The organism is Stenotrophomonas nitritireducens (genome assembly GCF_001431425.1).
In the GTDB taxonomy this organism is placed as follows: domain Bacteria; phylum Pseudomonadota; class Gammaproteobacteria; order Xanthomonadales; family Xanthomonadaceae; genus Stenotrophomonas; species Stenotrophomonas nitritireducens.
The window spans coordinates 102,492-117,062 of record NZ_LDJG01000018.1 but is presented as its reverse complement, the minus strand read 5'-3'; the positions used below and the strand labels follow the sequence as shown (position 1 = coordinate 117,062).

At 69.9% G+C, this 14,571-nt stretch carries 13 protein-coding genes; 6 read left to right on the top strand and 7 right to left on the bottom strand.

The features are described from left to right. Window positions 1–18: 18 nt before the first annotated feature. Genes ABB22_RS12595 through ABB22_RS12580 form a run of 4 tightly spaced genes read left to right on the top strand, consistent with a single transcriptional unit; the run spans window position 19 to window position 4,265 of the window. On the top strand, window positions 19–1,173 hold the full coding sequence (locus ABB22_RS12595; RefSeq protein WP_055768302.1) for an SIS domain-containing protein: 1,155 nt from the start codon (window positions 19–21) through the stop codon (window positions 1,171–1,173). Continuing rightward, entirely contained in the window at window positions 1,166–2,104 is a 939-nt protein-coding gene (locus ABB22_RS12590) for an ROK family protein (protein WP_055768299.1), read from the top strand. The genes ABB22_RS12595 and ABB22_RS12590 overlap by 8 nt, the downstream gene beginning before the upstream one ends. Before the next feature lie 15 nt (window positions 2,105–2,119). Further along, window positions 2,120–3,454, top strand: a complete 1,335-nt coding sequence (locus ABB22_RS12585; RefSeq protein ID WP_055768296.1) for a D-tagatose-bisphosphate aldolase, class II, non-catalytic subunit — start codon at window positions 2,120–2,122, stop codon at window positions 3,452–3,454. A gap of 34 nt (window positions 3,455–3,488) precedes the next feature. Further along, a complete protein-coding gene (locus tag ABB22_RS12580; RefSeq protein WP_055768539.1) occupies window positions 3,489–4,265 on the top strand; it encodes a DeoR family transcriptional regulator in 777 nt (258 codons plus the stop codon). A 468-nt stretch (window positions 4,266–4,733) separates the two neighbouring features. Here ABB22_RS12580 and rplS read toward each other — a convergent pair whose 3' ends face one another. From rplS to ffh, 7 genes are all read right to left on the bottom strand, one after another. Continuing rightward, a complete protein-coding gene (gene rplS, locus ABB22_RS12575) occupies window positions 4,734–5,141 on the bottom strand; it encodes a 50S ribosomal protein L19 (protein ID WP_054664251.1) in 408 nt (135 codons plus the stop codon). Between the two features lie 252 nt (window positions 5,142–5,393). Next, window positions 5,394–6,131: a tRNA (guanosine(37)-N1)-methyltransferase TrmD gene (gene trmD / locus ABB22_RS12570; protein WP_055768293.1), complete on the bottom strand. Its 738-nt coding sequence runs from the start codon at window positions 6,129–6,131 to the stop codon at window positions 5,394–5,396. A 5-nt stretch (window positions 6,132–6,136) separates the two neighbouring features. Then, window positions 6,137–6,652: a ribosome maturation factor RimM gene (gene rimM / locus ABB22_RS12565; RefSeq protein WP_057505262.1), complete on the bottom strand. Its 516-nt coding sequence runs from the start codon at window positions 6,650–6,652 to the stop codon at window positions 6,137–6,139. Window positions 6,653–6,690: 38 nt separating this feature from the next. Continuing rightward, window positions 6,691–6,951 (bottom strand): 30S ribosomal protein S16, encoded by a 261-nt coding sequence (gene rpsP / locus ABB22_RS12560; RefSeq protein ID WP_054664242.1) that lies wholly within the window; start codon window positions 6,949–6,951, stop codon window positions 6,691–6,693. Window positions 6,952–7,063: 112 nt separating this feature from the next. Continuing rightward, the gene (locus tag ABB22_RS12555) at window positions 7,064–7,858 is read right to left on the bottom strand and encodes an aminotransferase class IV family protein (protein ID WP_235504276.1); all 795 of its coding nucleotides are present in this window, start codon (window positions 7,856–7,858) and stop codon (window positions 7,064–7,066) included. After that, the gene (locus ABB22_RS12550; protein ID WP_055768286.1) at window positions 7,855–8,925 is read right to left on the bottom strand and encodes an NAD(P)H-dependent flavin oxidoreductase; all 1,071 of its coding nucleotides are present in this window, start codon (window positions 8,923–8,925) and stop codon (window positions 7,855–7,857) included. Before ABB22_RS12550 ends, ABB22_RS12555 begins: the two co-directional genes overlap by 4 nt. 70 nt (window positions 8,926–8,995) lie before the next feature. Further along, window positions 8,996–10,375, bottom strand: a complete 1,380-nt coding sequence (ffh, locus tag ABB22_RS12545; RefSeq protein WP_055768283.1) for a signal recognition particle protein — start codon at window positions 10,373–10,375, stop codon at window positions 8,996–8,998. Between the two features lie 453 nt (window positions 10,376–10,828). Here ffh and ABB22_RS12540 point away from each other — a divergent pair, with 453 nt between their 5' ends. Together ABB22_RS12540 and ABB22_RS12535 are read left to right on the top strand one after the other, a co-directional pair. Next, window positions 10,829–12,979, top strand: a complete 2,151-nt coding sequence (locus ABB22_RS12540) for a TonB-dependent siderophore receptor (RefSeq protein ID WP_082443574.1) — start codon at window positions 10,829–10,831, stop codon at window positions 12,977–12,979. A gap of 158 nt (window positions 12,980–13,137) precedes the next feature. Further along, window positions 13,138–14,199 (top strand): YncE family protein, encoded by a 1,062-nt coding sequence (locus ABB22_RS12535; protein WP_055768277.1) that lies wholly within the window; start codon window positions 13,138–13,140, stop codon window positions 14,197–14,199. Window positions 14,200–14,571 lie beyond the last annotated feature (372 nt).

The following is a 14,571-nucleotide window of genomic DNA, read 5'->3' as shown; positions in this document are numbered from 1 at the left end:
GCCCAACAGGAACCAAGAATGGACGCCACCCCGCTTACCGATCCGTCCGCCTGGCAGCGCCTGGGCGGAGCCGATACCGCCGCCGAAATCGCCCAGCAGCCGGCCTTGTGGGAAACCCTGGCCAGCGGCCTGGAGCGCGACCAGGAACGCCTGCTGGCCTTCCTCGGCCAGCGCCTGTCCGACCCGGCGCAGCGCGTGCTGTTCACCGGCGCCGGCAGCTCCGGCTTCATCGCCGAGATGGTCGCCGACCACATCAACGCGCAGTGGCCGGCGGAAGTGCGCGCGGTGCATACCACCAGCCTGCTGACCCACCCGGCGCTGTACCTGCAGCGCGAGCGCCCGACCCTGCTGGTGTCGTTCGGCCGCAGCGGTTCCAGCCCGGAAAGCGTGGCCGCGGTCGAGCGCGTGCGCGCCGACGTGGACGACGCCCGTTTCCTCGACATCACCTGCAACGCCGACGGCGAACTGGCGCGCCGCGGCGCCGGCCGCGACGACACCTGCACCCTGCTGATGCCGGCGGCAAGCTGCGACCGCGCCTTCGCCATGACCAGCAGCCTGAGCTGCATGCTGCTGGCGGCGCTGGCGGTGTTCGAGCGCGCGCCATGGAACGAGCGCGGCGAGCGCATCCGCCAGGTCGCCGCACTGGCACGGGAAGGCCTGCAACGCTGGGACGCGCCGGTGGGCGCGCTCGCCGCGCAGCCGTTCGACCGCGTGATCTACCTGGCCAGCGGCCCGCTGGAAGCGCTGGCGCGCGAAGCCGCGCTGAAGGTGCTGGAACTCACCGCCGGCCGCGTGCTGGCGATGGCCAACACGCCGCTGGGCTTCCGCCACGGGCCGAAGTCCACGCTCGATGCGCGCACCCTGGTGGTGATGCTACGCAGCGCGCAGCCGCTGGCGCGCCGCTACGAACAGGACCTGCTGGAAGAACTGCGCGGCGACGGCGTGGCCGGCAGGGTGCTGTCGGTCGGCCCGCATTCGGACATCGGCCCGGGCGACGACTTCACCCTGCAGGTGCCGGCCCTGCCCGACGCCTGGCTGGCGCCGGCCTGGCTGCCGTTCGCGCAGCTCTACGCACTGCGCCGCTCGGCCGCGCTGGGGCTGACCCCGGACAACCCGTTCCCCGACGGCACCGTCAACCGCGTGGTCAAGGGCGTCACCATCCACCATGGCTGAGTCCTCCGCCAGCGCCTGCTACGGCATCGACATCGGCGGCACCAAGATCGAACTGGTGGCCTGCGATGCGGCCCTGCAGGTGAGCTGGCGCAAGCGCATCGCCACGCCGCAGGGCGACTACGCCGGCTTCCTGCAGGCCGTCGAAACCCTCGCCGCCGATGCCGATGCGGCGCTGGGACAAGCCGCCCATGCCATCGGCATCGCCCTGCCCGGCGTGCGCGACCGCCGCAGCGGCCGCCAGCTCAGCGCCAACGTGCCGGCCATCACCGGCCAGTGCGTGGCCCGCGACCTGCAGGAACGCCTGCAACGGCCGCTGCATTTCGGCAACGACCTGCAGTGCTTCGCCCTGTCCGAAGCGCATGGCGGCGCCGCCGACGGCTACGCCAGCATGTTCGGCGCGATCCTCGGCACCGGTGCCGGCGGCGGCTACTGCGTGCAGGGCCGGCTGATCGGCGGCTTCAACGGCCTGGCCGGCGAATGGGGCCACTGGAGCGTGCCGGCCAACCTGCTGCAACGCCACGGTCTGCCGCTGCTCGACTGCGGCTGCGGCCTGCGCGGCTGCGTGGAGCGCTATGTCTCCGGCAGCGGTGTGGCGATGATAGAACGCCATCTCGGCGGCAGCGCCGCCAATGCCAGCGACGTCATCGCACTGGCCGAAGCCGGCGACGCGCGCGCGCGGCAGGCGCTGGACATCCACCGCGACCTGCTCGGCCACAGTTTCGCCGCGCTGATCCTGGCGCTGGACCCGCACGTGATCGTGCTCGGCGGCGGCCTGTCGCAGTACGCGCCGCTGTACGAACAGCTGCCGGCGGCGATCGCCGCGCATCTGTTCGCCGGCGTGCAGGTGCCGCCGATCGTGCCGCCGCGCTTCGGCGATGCCGGCGGCGCGCGCGGCGCCGCCCTGCTCGCCTGCCAACCCACTTTTTCCTGATCCGGGAGTTCGCCCATGTCCCCGTTGCAGTCCCTGCTCGCCCGGCATCGCGCCGGCCACAACGTCGGCCTGTACAGCGTCTGCTGCAGCAACGAACAGGTGCTGCGCGCGGCGATGCACGTGGCCGCGCGCCACGGCACCGTGCTGCTGATCGAAGCCACTTCCAACCAGGTCGACCAGTTCGGCGGCTACACCGGCATGACCCCGCCGCAGTATCGCGACTACGTGCGGGCGCTGGCCGACGAGGAAGGCTTCCCGCGCGACCGGCTGGTGCTCGGCGGCGACCACCTCGGCCCCAATGCCTGGCAGAAGCAGCCGGCGGCCGAGGCGATGGCGCGCGCGCGCGTGCTGATCGAGGCCTATGTCGCCGCCGGCTTCCACAAGATCCACCTGGACTGCAGCATGTCCTGCGCCGACGACCCGGTGCCGCTGCCCGACGCCACCGTCGCGGCGCGCTCGGCCGAACTGGCTGTCATCGCCGAACGCACCGCCGCCGCGCACGACCTGCCGCCGCCGGTCTACGTGATCGGCACCGAGGTTCCCGTCCCGGGCGGCGAAGCCTCGCTGGACGCCGGGCTGGCGGTGACCACGCCGGCCGCGGCCGCGCAGACACTGGAAATCCACCGCCAGGCTTTCGACACGCCGCAGCTGCGCGAGGCCTGGCAGCGGGTGATCGCGATGGTGGTGCAGCCGGGCGTGGATTTCGACCACAGCAGTGTGCACGACTACGACGCGGCCGCCGCCGGCGAGCTGGCCGACTTCCTCGAAAAGCAGCCGCGCATCGTGTTCGAGGCGCACTCCACCGACTACCAGCGCGAGAGCGGCCTGCATGCGCTGGTGCGCGACCACTTCGCCATCCTCAAGGTCGGCCCGGCCGCGACCTTCGCCTATCGCGAAGCGCTGTTCGCGCTGGCGGCGATCGAAGCCGAACTGCTGCCCGCCGCGCAGCGCTCGCGCCTGCCGCAGGTACTGGAAGAGGTGATGCTGGCGCAGCCGAAATACTGGCAGGCGCATTACCACGGCGACGAAGCCACGCTGCGCCTGCTGCGCGCTTTCGCCTTCAGCGACCGCTGCCGCTACTACTGGGGCGAGCCGGCGCTGCTGGACGCGGTGCGCACGCTGTTCGCCAACCTGGAACAACACGCGCCGCCGCTGGTGCTGCTCAGCCAGTACCTGCCCGAGCAGTTCCGCGCGGTGCGCGAGGGCACGCTGGCCAATGCCCCGGGCGCGCTGGCGCGGCACCGCATCGGCCAGTGCCTGGACGAATACGCGCGCGCCTGTTCGGCCAATACCGCCGGCATGCGCAAGCACAGCGAAAGTTCCGCCCACCCGAACCTTGCGAACGGCTAAGCTCGGCCTTTCCCGGAGAAAGCACGAGATGGCCATGCGCAACACCCGTTCCCGCCGGCAGCAGATCCTGCAGCAGCTGATCGAGCACGGCTCGGTGCAGGTCGCCGAACTGGTCGGGCGTTATGGCGTGTCGGCGGTGACCATCCGCACCGACCTGGGCCATTTCGAGGAACAGGGCCTGGCCACGCGCACCCATGGCGGCGCCACCCTGGTGCGCACACCGCCTCAGGAACAGGACATCCACGAGAAGGATGCGCTGAACCTGCCGCTGAAGGAGTCCATCGGCGCGCGCGCCGCCCAGCTGGTGCAGCCCGGCGACAACATCATCATCGACTCCGGCTCGACCACGATGACCCTGGCGCGCCACCTGCGCGGGCACCGCGACGTGACGGTGATGACCAATGGCCTGAACATCGCCTGGGAACTGGCCAACGCGCCGGGCATGAACGTGCTGCTCACCGGCGGCCAGCTGCGCAAGCAGTCGCTGTCGCTGCAGGGCAGCCAGGCCGAGGCCAGCCTCAACCCGTACAGCTTCGACACCCTGTTCCTGGGCGTGGACGGCCTGGACCTGCAGTTCGGCCTGACCACCCACGACGAGGCCGAAGCGCGCCTCAACCACCGCATGGTCGAACGTGCGCGGCGCATCGTGGTGCTGACCGACGCCTCCAAATTCGGCCGGGTCAGCCTGCACCGCATCGCCTACCTGGACCAGATCCACGCCGTGATAACCGACGCCGGCATCGACGAAGCGACCCGCGAAGGGCTGCAGCGCCGCGGCATCGACGTACTCGTCGCCGAACCGGCGCCGTAACGGCAGCGTGGCGTTGCCGCCCGGTAGCGCCGGGCAATGCCCGGCGGGGTTTGCCCGGTAATGCCACAGCGGGGCGCTGCCCCGCTCTACAGGAAAACAGGACACGGCCGCCCTGTAGCGCCGGGGCAACGCCCGGCGAGGCTTGCCCGGTAATGCCCCCCAGCGGGGCGTTGCCCCGCTCTACAGGGAGACAGGACACGGCCGCTCTGTAGCGCCGGGCAACGCCCGGCGGGGCTTGCCCGGTAATGCCCCCCAGCGGGGCGTTGCCCCGCTCTACAGGGAGACAGGACACGGTGCTCTGTAGCGCCGGGCAACGCCCGGCGGGGTTTGCCCGGTAATGCCCCCAGCGGGGCGTTGCCCCGCTCTACAGGAAGACAGGACGCGGCCGCCCTGTAGCACGGCGCCATAAACGCAAACGGCCGCCCGAGGGCGGCCGTTGCTGCAACAGGCGCGACGCCTGCGGCGGGATTACTCGGCGGACTTGGCGGCCTGGCGGGCAGCCTTGGCCTGCGCGGCGGCAGCCAAGTCTTCCTTGATGCGGGCAGCCTTGCCTTCCAGGCCACGCAGGTAGTACAGCTTGCCGGCGCGGACCTTGCCGCGGCGCTTGACTTCGACCGAGTCGATCAGCGCGCTGTGGGTCTGGAACACGCGCTCGACGCCGTAGCCGTGCGAGATCTTGCGCACGGTGAACGAGGAGTTCAGGCCGGCGTTCTTGGTGCCGATCACAACGCCTTCGTAGGCCTGCACGCGCTCGCGGTTGCCTTCCTTGACCTTGACGTTGACGACGACGGTGTCGCCCTGGCTGAACTTCGGCAGTTCGCGGGTGATCTGGGCGGATTCGAAGTCCGCGACGATGGATTTGTTCAGCTTGCTCATGGGTGCACCGATGTATTCGGAGTGGGCGTGTCGATTCGACAGCGGGGTCTCATGCAGTCACCGGATTGCGCTGCACGTTTGTTGTAGTTGGAACCGCTGCTACCGGCCAGGCAGCAGCAAGCCGCACATTATAGATGACCTTCCGGCCCGGCGCCAGTGGTACAGACCGCTGGCCGGCAATCCCTCGGCACCCGGTACTCCCGCGGTTGCCGGCCGTCGGCCGGCGCGGCCCCGGGCGGGCAAGCCCTTGGCCTACGGCTCTTTGCGGGCCTCGTCCAGCAGCTTGCGGTCGACCTTGCCGAGGCCGGCCTCGTCCAGCAGGTCGGGCCGGCGCAGGGCGGTGCGCAGCAGCGACTGCTGCCGGCGCCAGCGCGCGATCGCGGCATGGTTGCCCGAGCGCAGCACCTCCGGCACCTCGCCCAGCGCGTGGCTGGCCGGCTGGCTGTAGTGCGGGCAGTCGAGCAGGCCGTCGCCCTCGAAACTGTCCTGCACCGCCGATTCGGCGTCGTTCAGCGCACCCTCCTGCAGGCGGGTGACCGCATCGACGATCACCGCCGCGCCCAGTTCGCCACCGGACAGCACGTAATCGCCGAGGGAAATCTCCTCGTCCACCTCGGCGGCGAGGAAACGCTCGTCCACGCCCTCGTAGCGACCGCACAGCAGGATCATGCGCGGCAGCGCCGCCAGTTCGCGCACCCGCGCCTGGGTCAGCGGCCGCCCCTGCGGACTGAGGTAGATCAGCGGCGCCGGGGTCGGGTCGGCGGCGCGCGCAGCGGCCAGCGCGGCGCGCAGCGGTTCGATCAGCATCACCATGCCCGGGCCGCCGCCGAACGGGCGGTCGTCCACGCGGCGGTAGTTGCCCTCGGCGTGGTCGCGCGGATTCCAGCCGTGCAGGTCGAGCAAGCCGCGTTCCTGCGCACGACCGACCACGCCCAGCGCGGCGGACTGCGCGATGAACTCGGGAAACAGGGTGATGACGTCGATGCGCATCGGGATCAGAACTCCGGATCCCAGTCGACCACGATCAGGTTGGCGTCGAAATCGACCGACTTGACGAAGTCGCCCATCACGAACGGCACCATGCGCTCGCGGTCGCCGCGCACCACCAGCACGTCGTTGGCGCCGGTATTGAACAGGTGCGTGGCCCGGCCGAGCTTCACGCCGTCCACGGTCTGCACGTCCAAGCCTTCCAGGTCGACCCAGTAGTACTCGTCCGGCTTCGGCGGCGGCAGCGCGCTGCGCGCGATGTAGATTTCGGTGCCGCGCATGGCTTCGACCACGTTGCGGTCGTCCACGCCGGGGAACGTCGCCACCAGCGTCTTGGCGGCTTCGCGGCCGCGCACGCCGCTGATCTGCGACTCCTGCCCCGACGGGCTGCGCAGGATCCACGGCTGATAGTTGAAAATGGCCAACCGCGGCTCGGTCCAGGACTCGAGCTTGAGTTCGCCGCGCACACCAAAAGCGCCGGTCACCCTGCCCAGCAGGATCCGGCGCTCGGAATCTTTCTTCATAAAGCAGTCGGGCCGCGCTTGCGCGCGGCCCGCCAGGATCAGGCCGCAGCGGCCTGGGCCTTGGTCGCTTCCTTGTACAGGTTGCGAACCTTGTCGGTCAGCTGGGCGCCATTGGCGACCCACTTGTCGACGGCGGCGATGTCCAGCACCACGCGCTGCTCGGCGCCCTGGGCGACCGGGTTGTAATAGCCGACGCGCTCGATGTTGCGGCCGTCGCGGGCGCTGCGGACGTCGGTGACGATGATGTGGTAGAACGGACGCTTCTTGGCGCCGCCGCGGGTCAGTCGGATCTTGACCATGGTGGTTTTTCCTTTGTAGCCCAGTCGCCAGGATGGCGCGGTAAGCCGGCGATTATAGCCGCGCCCCCGGCCCATTCCAAGCCCGGCTGCCGGCCTGCCTGAACAGGCCGCTTCAGAGCGGCTGCCAGGGCTCCAGCGCCAGCGCCTGCCGCAACCGTTCCAGCAGCGCCTGCGAGTCCGTGAACCGGCAGTCGCCGATGTGCGCCAGCGGCCACAGCCCGGTGGCGTTGCAGGCCACCGCGCCGGAGAAAGCCGGCAAGGTTTCCAGCGGGACCTCCCGCCACGCCTGCGCCAGCCCCTGCCGTTCCAGCCCGGCGGCCAGCAGCTGTTCGGCGGTGCCGCGCAGCGCTTCGGCCCGCGGCCACACCACGCCGTCGCCGGCAAGGAAGGCGATGTTCCAGGTGCTGCCCTCGCCCACCCGCCCGGCCGCATCGACGAACAGCGCATCGTCGAAGCCCTGGCGCATGGCCAGGCGCCGGTACTGGAACAGCGGGAAGGTGCCGACATGCTTGAGCTGCGGCAGCTCGCGCTGGTAGCGCACCGGCAGGACCGCGCGGGCGCCGGCCGGCATCACCGCCGGCGCGGCGACGCCGATCAGCACGTCCACCGGCACCGCGCGCAGCGGCTGGCGGAAATCGAAGGCGCGCGAGAACACGGTGATGCGCACCGAGGCGTCGGCCATGCCGCACCCGGCCAGCGCCTGCCGCAGCCAGCCCAGCAGCCGCGCCTCGTCCAGTTCCGCGTCGAACAGTTCGCGCGTGCCCTGCTGCAGGCGCCGCATGTGCAGGGCCCAGCCCTGCACCGCGCCGCCGCGCACCTGCAACGAAGTGAAATGCCCGTAATTGACCAGCGCCGCGCCGACCAGCGCCGCATCGACAGGCTCTCCATTGCAGGACAGATGGCTCACAGCAGCGCCTGCGCCTGCTGCCATATCGCCTGCACGATGGCGGCGGCCGGCCCGCGCCGCGCCATCCAGGCCGACTGCCCGGCCCAGGCCTGCATGGCCTCCAGTCGGTCGTCGGCCTGCGCCTGGCGGCGCATGCCGGCAGTGAGCCCGCGCTGCACCGGGTAGGGCTGCGGCCGGGGCGCATCGACCGCTTCGGCTGCGCGTACATAGGCGGTCTCCAGCGCACGGCCGAGCCGGCCGCTGAAAACGCGGGTGGCGCGGGTATGTTCCGGTTCCGCCGCGGGCAGGGCCTGCTTCCAGGCGTCGGGAACCGTGGATTCGTCGCTGGCGAGGAAGGCCGTGCCCACCTGCACCGCGCTGGCGCCCAGCAGCAGGGCGGCGACCACACCGCGACCGTCGGCGATGCCGCCGGCCGCGATCACCGGTATATCCAGCCGGTCGGCCAGGCGCGGCAGCAGGGCGAACAGGCCGCTCATCTGCGCTTCGGCGCGCGCGGCCTCGAACGCGCCGCGGTGACCGCCGGCCTCCATGCCCTGCGCGACTACCGCATCGGCGCCGGCCGCCTGCGCCTGCAGCGCTTCGTCCAGGGTGGTGGCGCAGGCGAACCAGGCGATGCCGGCAGCCTTCAGGCGCCGCGCCTGTTCCCCGGAAAACACGCCCATGATGGTCGAGGCCACGGCGGGCCGCGCCGCGACCAGCGCGTCGAACTGCGCATCGAAATCGGCCGGACCGGCATCGCCGGCGCTGGCCGGCACCGGTGGTCCCCAGTGTTCAAGGAAGGCGCGGGTCGCTGCCTCGGCCGCCGCGTCGCGCGCCGGCGCCGGGTCGGGCACCCAGACATTGACCTGGGCCGGCGCGTCCGACTGCCGGCGGAAATCGTCCATCCACTGCCCGATCTGTTCCGGCGTGGACAGCACCGCGCCCATCGCGCCCATGCCACCGGCATTGGCCACGGCCGCGGACAGGGCCACCGGGCAGGCGCCGGCCATCGGCGCCAGCAGGATCGGCAGGCGCAGGCCGAAGCGGTTGCGGAAATCGTCCACACGCTGGCGGATGAGCGGATTCATCGTGGGCTCGCTCCCGGAAAGGGGGAGCCCATTGTTGCCGGTCCGGGGCCGGATTGCGCAGGCCCGCGCCTCAGCGGAACGGCAGGCCGCCCTTGCCACCCATGGCGCCGAGCATGCCCTTCATGTTGCGCAGCATGCCCTTCATGCCGCCGCCGGCGAGCTTGCCCATCATCTTTTCCATCTGCATGTACTGCTTCATCAGCTTGTTGACGTCGGCCGGCTGGGTGCCGGAGCCGCGCGCGATGCGGGCGCGGCGCGAGCCGTTGAGCAGGCCCGGGTTACGGCGCTCCTTCTTGGTCATCGAGTTGATGATGGCGATCATGCGCGGCACTTCCTTGCTCTGGCTGACCTGCTGCTTCAGGTGCTCGGGCACCTGGCCCAGGCCCGGCAGCTTGTCCATCAGGCCGCCGATGCCGCCCATGTTCTGCATCTGCTCCAGCTGGTCGCGCATGTCGTTCAGGTCGAACTTCTTGCCCTTGGCGACCTTCTCGGCCAGCTTCTGCGCCTTGTCCTTGTCGACCTGCTGCTCGACCTGCTCCACCAGCGACAGCACGTCACCCATGTCCAGGATGCGGCTGGCCACGCGCTCGGGGTGGAACACATCCAGGCCGTCGACCTTCTCGCCGGTACCGGTGAACTTGATCGGCTTGCCGGTGACGTAGCGCACGCTCAGCGCGGCGCCGCCGCGGGCGTCGCCGTCGGTCTTGGTCAGCACCACGCCGGTCAGCGGCAGCGCCTCGCCGAAGGCCTTGGCGGTGTTGGCCGCGTCCTGGCCGGTCATCGAATCGACCACGAACAGGGTTTCGGCCGGGTTGACCGCCGCGTGCAGGGCCTTGATCTCGGCCATCATCGCTTCGTCGATGGCCAGGCGGCCGGCGGTATCGACGATCAGCACGTCGGCAAACGACCTGCGCGCGTCGTCGATGGCAGCGCGGACGATGTCCACCGGCTTCTGCTCGGCCGCCGACGGGAAGAACAGCACGCCGACCTGCTCGGCCAGGGTCTTCAGCTGCTCGATCGCGGCCGGGCGGTAGACGTCCGCCGAAACCACCATCACCTTCTTCTTGCGCTTTTCCTTCAGGTGCTTGGCCAGCTTGCCGACCGTGGTGGTCTTGCCGGCGCCCTGCAGGCCCGCCATCAGGATGATGGCCGGCGCCGGCACGTTGAGATTCAGGTCGCTGGCCTGCGCGCCCATCACCGCGGTGAGCTCGTCGCGCACCACCTTGATCAGCGCCTGGCCCGGGGTCAGCGACTTGAGCACTTCCTGGCCGACCGCGCGCACCTTGATCTTCTCGATCAGCGCCTGCACCACCGGCAGCGCGACGTCGGCCTCCAGCAGCGCGATGCGCACCTCGCGGGTGGCCTCGCGGATGTTCTCCTCGGTCAGGCGGCCACGGCCGCGCAGGCGCTCGATGGTGCCGGAAAGGCGCTGGGTCAGGGACTCGAACATGCGGTGGGACCTGCGGAAGCGTTGGCAAAGAGGCGAATTATAGCGGCCGTGGCCGCTGGCCGCGGCGCCGGCCCGTTCGAACAGGCGGTTCGCACAGGCGACCGGGGCGCCCATCGACGGCGCTCCGCGGCTCCCCTGCGGCGCCACCGGACCGGCAGGCACCCACTGCCTGTCCCGTCAGCCGGTCGAGCCGCCATCGCCAGCCACATCCACCACTCCTACAATCGCCCGCGCCTGCACGGGGGCCTGTCGCGGGTATCGGCAGAGCACCGGGGAGCCGGCCGTTGCGGCCGCGGATGCGCGAAAGCGCCTGCGCGGAAGCGTTGTGGCCTGATCGCGACGGCATGCGGCCCTCGCCATGCAACTGATTCGCGTTACCCAGCCCATATTCGGATGTGACGAGGGGGAACCCGTCCGCATTTCCAGCACCGACAGACTTAACCGGGGATACAGATGAACACCGATCACGAACACCCGAGTCGCCGACACGCCCGCCGCCGCATGCTGGCCGCGTCGATCACGCTGGCCCTGCTGCCCGCGCTGACCGCCAACGCCCAGCAGGATCCGGCCAACCCAATCGACCTCGATCGCATCGTCGTCAGCGCGCCGAACTACGTGCCGTCCGGTAGCATGACCGCGACCAAGTCCGATGCGCCGCTGATCGAAACGCCACAGTCGATCTCGGTGGTCACCCGCGACCAGATCGACCTGCTCGGCTTCACCGACGTGCAGCAGGCGATCCGCTACACCTCGGGCATCGTCGGCGAGAACTACGGACCCGACCTGCGCTACGACTTCCTGACCCTGCGCGGATTCACCCCCAAGCAGTACATCGACGGCCTGCAGGCGCCGATCAGCACCGTCATCTTCAACGTCGGTGTCGATCTGTACGGCTTCCAGGAGGTGGACGTGCTCAAGGGGCCGGCCGCCGTGCTCTACGGCAACAGCCCGCCGGGCGGCATCTACAACCTGACCAGCCGCCGGGCCGAGAGCGTGTTCGGCGGCGAGCTGGGGGTCAAGGTCGGCAGCGAGCGCTACAAGGAGGTCCACGGCACGGTCACCGGACCGCTGGCCGATGGCCTGAGCGCACGCGCGACCCTGCTCTACCGCGACCGCGGTTCGCAGACCGACCACGTCAAGGGCGAACGCACCTACTTCGCCCCGACGTTCACCTGGGACATCAGCGATGACACCAGCCTGACCGGCCTGGCCTACTACCAGAAGGACGACAACAGCGGCGACACCAATGGCTTCCTGTCGGCGCACGGCACCCGGCTGGGCAATCCCAACGGCGTGATCCCGCGCGGGCGCAATCTGGGCGAGCCGGACTACAACACCTACGACCGGACCCAGAAGGCGGTCGGCTGGGATCTGCGCCATGCCTTCAACGACCACGTGAGCTTCCAGCAGAACGCCAAGTGGTACGACTACAAGGAGTTCCAGAAAGTCGTCTACTCCACCGGCCTGCGCGCGGACATGCGCACCGTCGACCGCGCGAGCTATCCCTACGCCGAAGACGTGGATGGCTTCGCGGTGGACAACCGTTTCAGCTGGAAGCTCGGTGGCGGGGCCGTGCAGCACGCACTGCTGGCGGGCTTCGACTACCGCGACCTGAAGAACCACGCCCGCTTCGGCTTCGCCGCCGCACCGCCGCTGGATGCGTTCAACCCGGTCTATGGCGCTGCGCCGATCATCACTCCCGAGCTGAGTTCCATTTTCAACGACCAGCGCGTGAAACAGGCCGGCGTGTATCTGCAGGACCAGCTCAAGGCCGGCCGCTGGGTGGTCACCCTCAGTGGCCGCTATGACGACGTCAGACTGCGCAACCACCAGAGCGGGACCACCACCCGGCAGGACCACTTCAGCTACCGCGCCGGCGTGAACTACATGTTCGACAGCGGCTGGGCGCCCTACCTCAGCTATGCCACCTCGTTCGAGCCGGTGCTCGGCACCGATTCGGTGACCGGAAAGTCGTTCAAGCCCAGCAGCAGTACCCAGGTCGAGGCCGGCATGAAGTACGACGCCCGCAACCTGCCGGACGGGGTGCGGCTGTTCGCGACCGCCGCACTGTTCCGCATCGAGCAGGACAACCTGGTGAACGTGCAGTCGGGGCAGACGCCGATGTTCGGGCGCCAGCTCGGCGAGGTACAGGCGCAGGGTGGCGAGCTGGAAGTGGTGGCGCGCATCTACGACCGCTGGAGCGTCAATGCGTCCTACAGCTATACCGACACGGAGGTGGTGCGCGATGCCGGCGGCTTCGCCACCGGCGATCCGTTGCCGACCACGCCTCGCCACAAGCTGACCGGCCTGGTCGACTACACCCTCCAGGAAGGCAATCTGGCCGGCCTGGGCTTCGGCCTCGGCGGCCGCCACCTCAGCGCGTCGGCCGGCAGCCTGCTCGGGCAGTGGAACGCGCAGGTGATCCATACCAAACCGTCCACCCTGTGGGATGCGATCGTCCACTACAACCGCGATCAGTGGCGCCTGGCGCTGAACGTGACCAACCTGTTCGACAAGGAATACGTGGGCCGTTGCGAGGGCATCTCCAACTGCATCTACGGACAGGGCCGGCAGGTCATCGCCACCTTCACCTGGAAGCTGTAGTCGCCGCTGCCGCCCCGGTGGCGGCGGCGGACAGGCAAGGCACCGCCTTGTCTCCGCATCCGCCGCTTGGCGGCTGCCGGTGGGCGTCCGCACGGATGCCCGCCGGCCAACCCCACACCGCGGACATTCCTGTTTCGCCCATATCGAGGAGCAAATCGATGACCCCACGTCCGTTCCTGCTTGCGGCCGCCACGATGACCTGCATGGCGGCACTGGCGCCGGCCTTCGCGCCGGCGCATGCCGCCGACCTGCTGTACCGGCTCACCGCCACCGCCACCCTGCCCAGCACCGATACCGGCTGGGACTACATCAAGATGGAGCCGGACAGCAACCGGCTGTTCATCGCGCGCGACGCCGACGGGCTGACGGTATTCGATGTGGATGCCAACAAGGCGGTCACCACCGTCGCCGATTCCGTCGGCGCCAACGGGCCGCTGCTGCTGCCGCAGTACAACCGCGGCTACCTGGCGATGACCGACGGCTCGTTCCTGAGCTTCGAGCTGGATTCGCTCAAGCCGATCCAGCGGCTGCAGCTGGACGGCAACGGTGGCATCAACAGCGCCATCCATGACCCGCTGACCCGGCGCATCCACGCCATCGTCGGCACGCGCCCCAGCGAATCGACCTGGTACACGCTGGACGCGGCCACCGGCAAACTGCTGGGCAGCAAGACGTTTCCGTTCCGGAAAATGGACGACCCGGCCACCGACGGCAAGGGACGCCTGTTCGCACCGGCGCGCCGCGACAACCTGATCCTGCTCCTGGACTCCAAGACGCTGGCCGAACGGGCGCGCTGGACGGCGCCGTGCAATGTCTCCAAGGTCCGCTACCAGGCGCACAGCAACCGCCTCCTCGCGGCATGCGGCGGCGACAATCCGATGTTCTTCGCGCTGGATCCGGACAGCGGCCGGGTCGTTGCCAGCCTGCCGATCGGCAACGGCATCGACGGCTTCGCCATCGACGAGCAGCGCAAGCGCATCATCACCTCGAACAACGAAGGCACGCTGACCGTGATCAACCAGGAGGGGCCGGACAGCTACTCTCTGGCCGGAACCGTCTCCACCCGTCCCAATGCCCGGATGATGACCATGGACGAACGCACCGGCCGGCTGTTCGTGGTCACCGCCGAGTTCACCCGCACGCCACCGGATGGCAACGGCGAGACCTCCAACCGCTACCATCCCGACAGCTTCGTGGTGCTGACCTACCAGCCGCAGTAAGCGCGGCAGGAAGACCCTCGTGGCGCCGGCATCCGCCGGTCGCCACGGGGCCTGGCCGGCAGATATCAGCCGGCGACCGGACGATCATGCGTAACCGGCCGGAACCGCGTTTCGCGCGGCATCGGCACGTGTGGAGCGCGTGCGGCCTGCGGGCCGGAAGATCCGTGTCTCGTTTGTCGGGAGCAACCGGCGCGATGCCGGCGAGTGCGATGGCGGCCTGTCGCATCGGCACCGCCCCTGCCTGTGGCGATTACCGCCGAGCACGGCGCTGAACGTAGCCGGCCCGCTGCGGCGCATCCGCCGCATCGCTCCCGTCCGGGCGCCACGACCACATCGCGGTCGAAGCGGCCTGATCCGCCCTACGGAACGATG

What these genes read in the sequence shown, in the direction of transcription:
- ABB22_RS12580 (WP_055768539.1), top strand. Translation starts at nt 3,489, where the DNA reads ATGCGCAACACCCGTTCCCGCCGGCAGCAGATCCTGCAGCAGCTGATC.
- trmD (WP_055768293.1), bottom strand. Translation starts at nt 6,131, where the DNA reads ATGCGCATCGACGTCATCACCCTGTTTCCCGAGTTCATCGCGCAGTCC.
- rplS (WP_054664251.1), bottom strand. Translation starts at nt 5,141, where the DNA reads ATGAGCAAGCTGAACAAATCCATCGTCGCGGACTTCGAATCCGCCCAG.
- ABB22_RS12585 (WP_055768296.1), top strand. Translation starts at nt 2,120, where the DNA reads ATGTCCCCGTTGCAGTCCCTGCTCGCCCGGCATCGCGCCGGCCACAAC.
- ABB22_RS12595 (WP_055768302.1), top strand. Translation starts at nt 19, where the DNA reads ATGGACGCCACCCCGCTTACCGATCCGTCCGCCTGGCAGCGCCTGGGC.
- ABB22_RS12550 (WP_055768286.1), bottom strand. Translation starts at nt 8,925, where the DNA reads ATGAATCCGCTCATCCGCCAGCGTGTGGACGATTTCCGCAACCGCTTC.
- rpsP (WP_054664242.1), bottom strand. Translation starts at nt 6,951, where the DNA reads ATGGTCAAGATCCGACTGACCCGCGGCGGCGCCAAGAAGCGTCCGTTC.
- ffh (WP_055768283.1), bottom strand. Translation starts at nt 10,375, where the DNA reads ATGTTCGAGTCCCTGACCCAGCGCCTTTCCGGCACCATCGAGCGCCTG.
- ABB22_RS12590 (WP_055768299.1), top strand. Translation starts at nt 1,166, where the DNA reads ATGGCTGAGTCCTCCGCCAGCGCCTGCTACGGCATCGACATCGGCGGC.
- rimM (WP_057505262.1), bottom strand. Translation starts at nt 6,652, where the DNA reads ATGAAGAAAGATTCCGAGCGCCGGATCCTGCTGGGCAGGGTGACCGGC.
- ABB22_RS12535 (WP_055768277.1), top strand. Translation starts at nt 13,138, where the DNA reads ATGACCCCACGTCCGTTCCTGCTTGCGGCCGCCACGATGACCTGCATG.
- ABB22_RS12540 (WP_082443574.1), top strand. Translation starts at nt 10,829, where the DNA reads ATGAACACCGATCACGAACACCCGAGTCGCCGACACGCCCGCCGCCGC.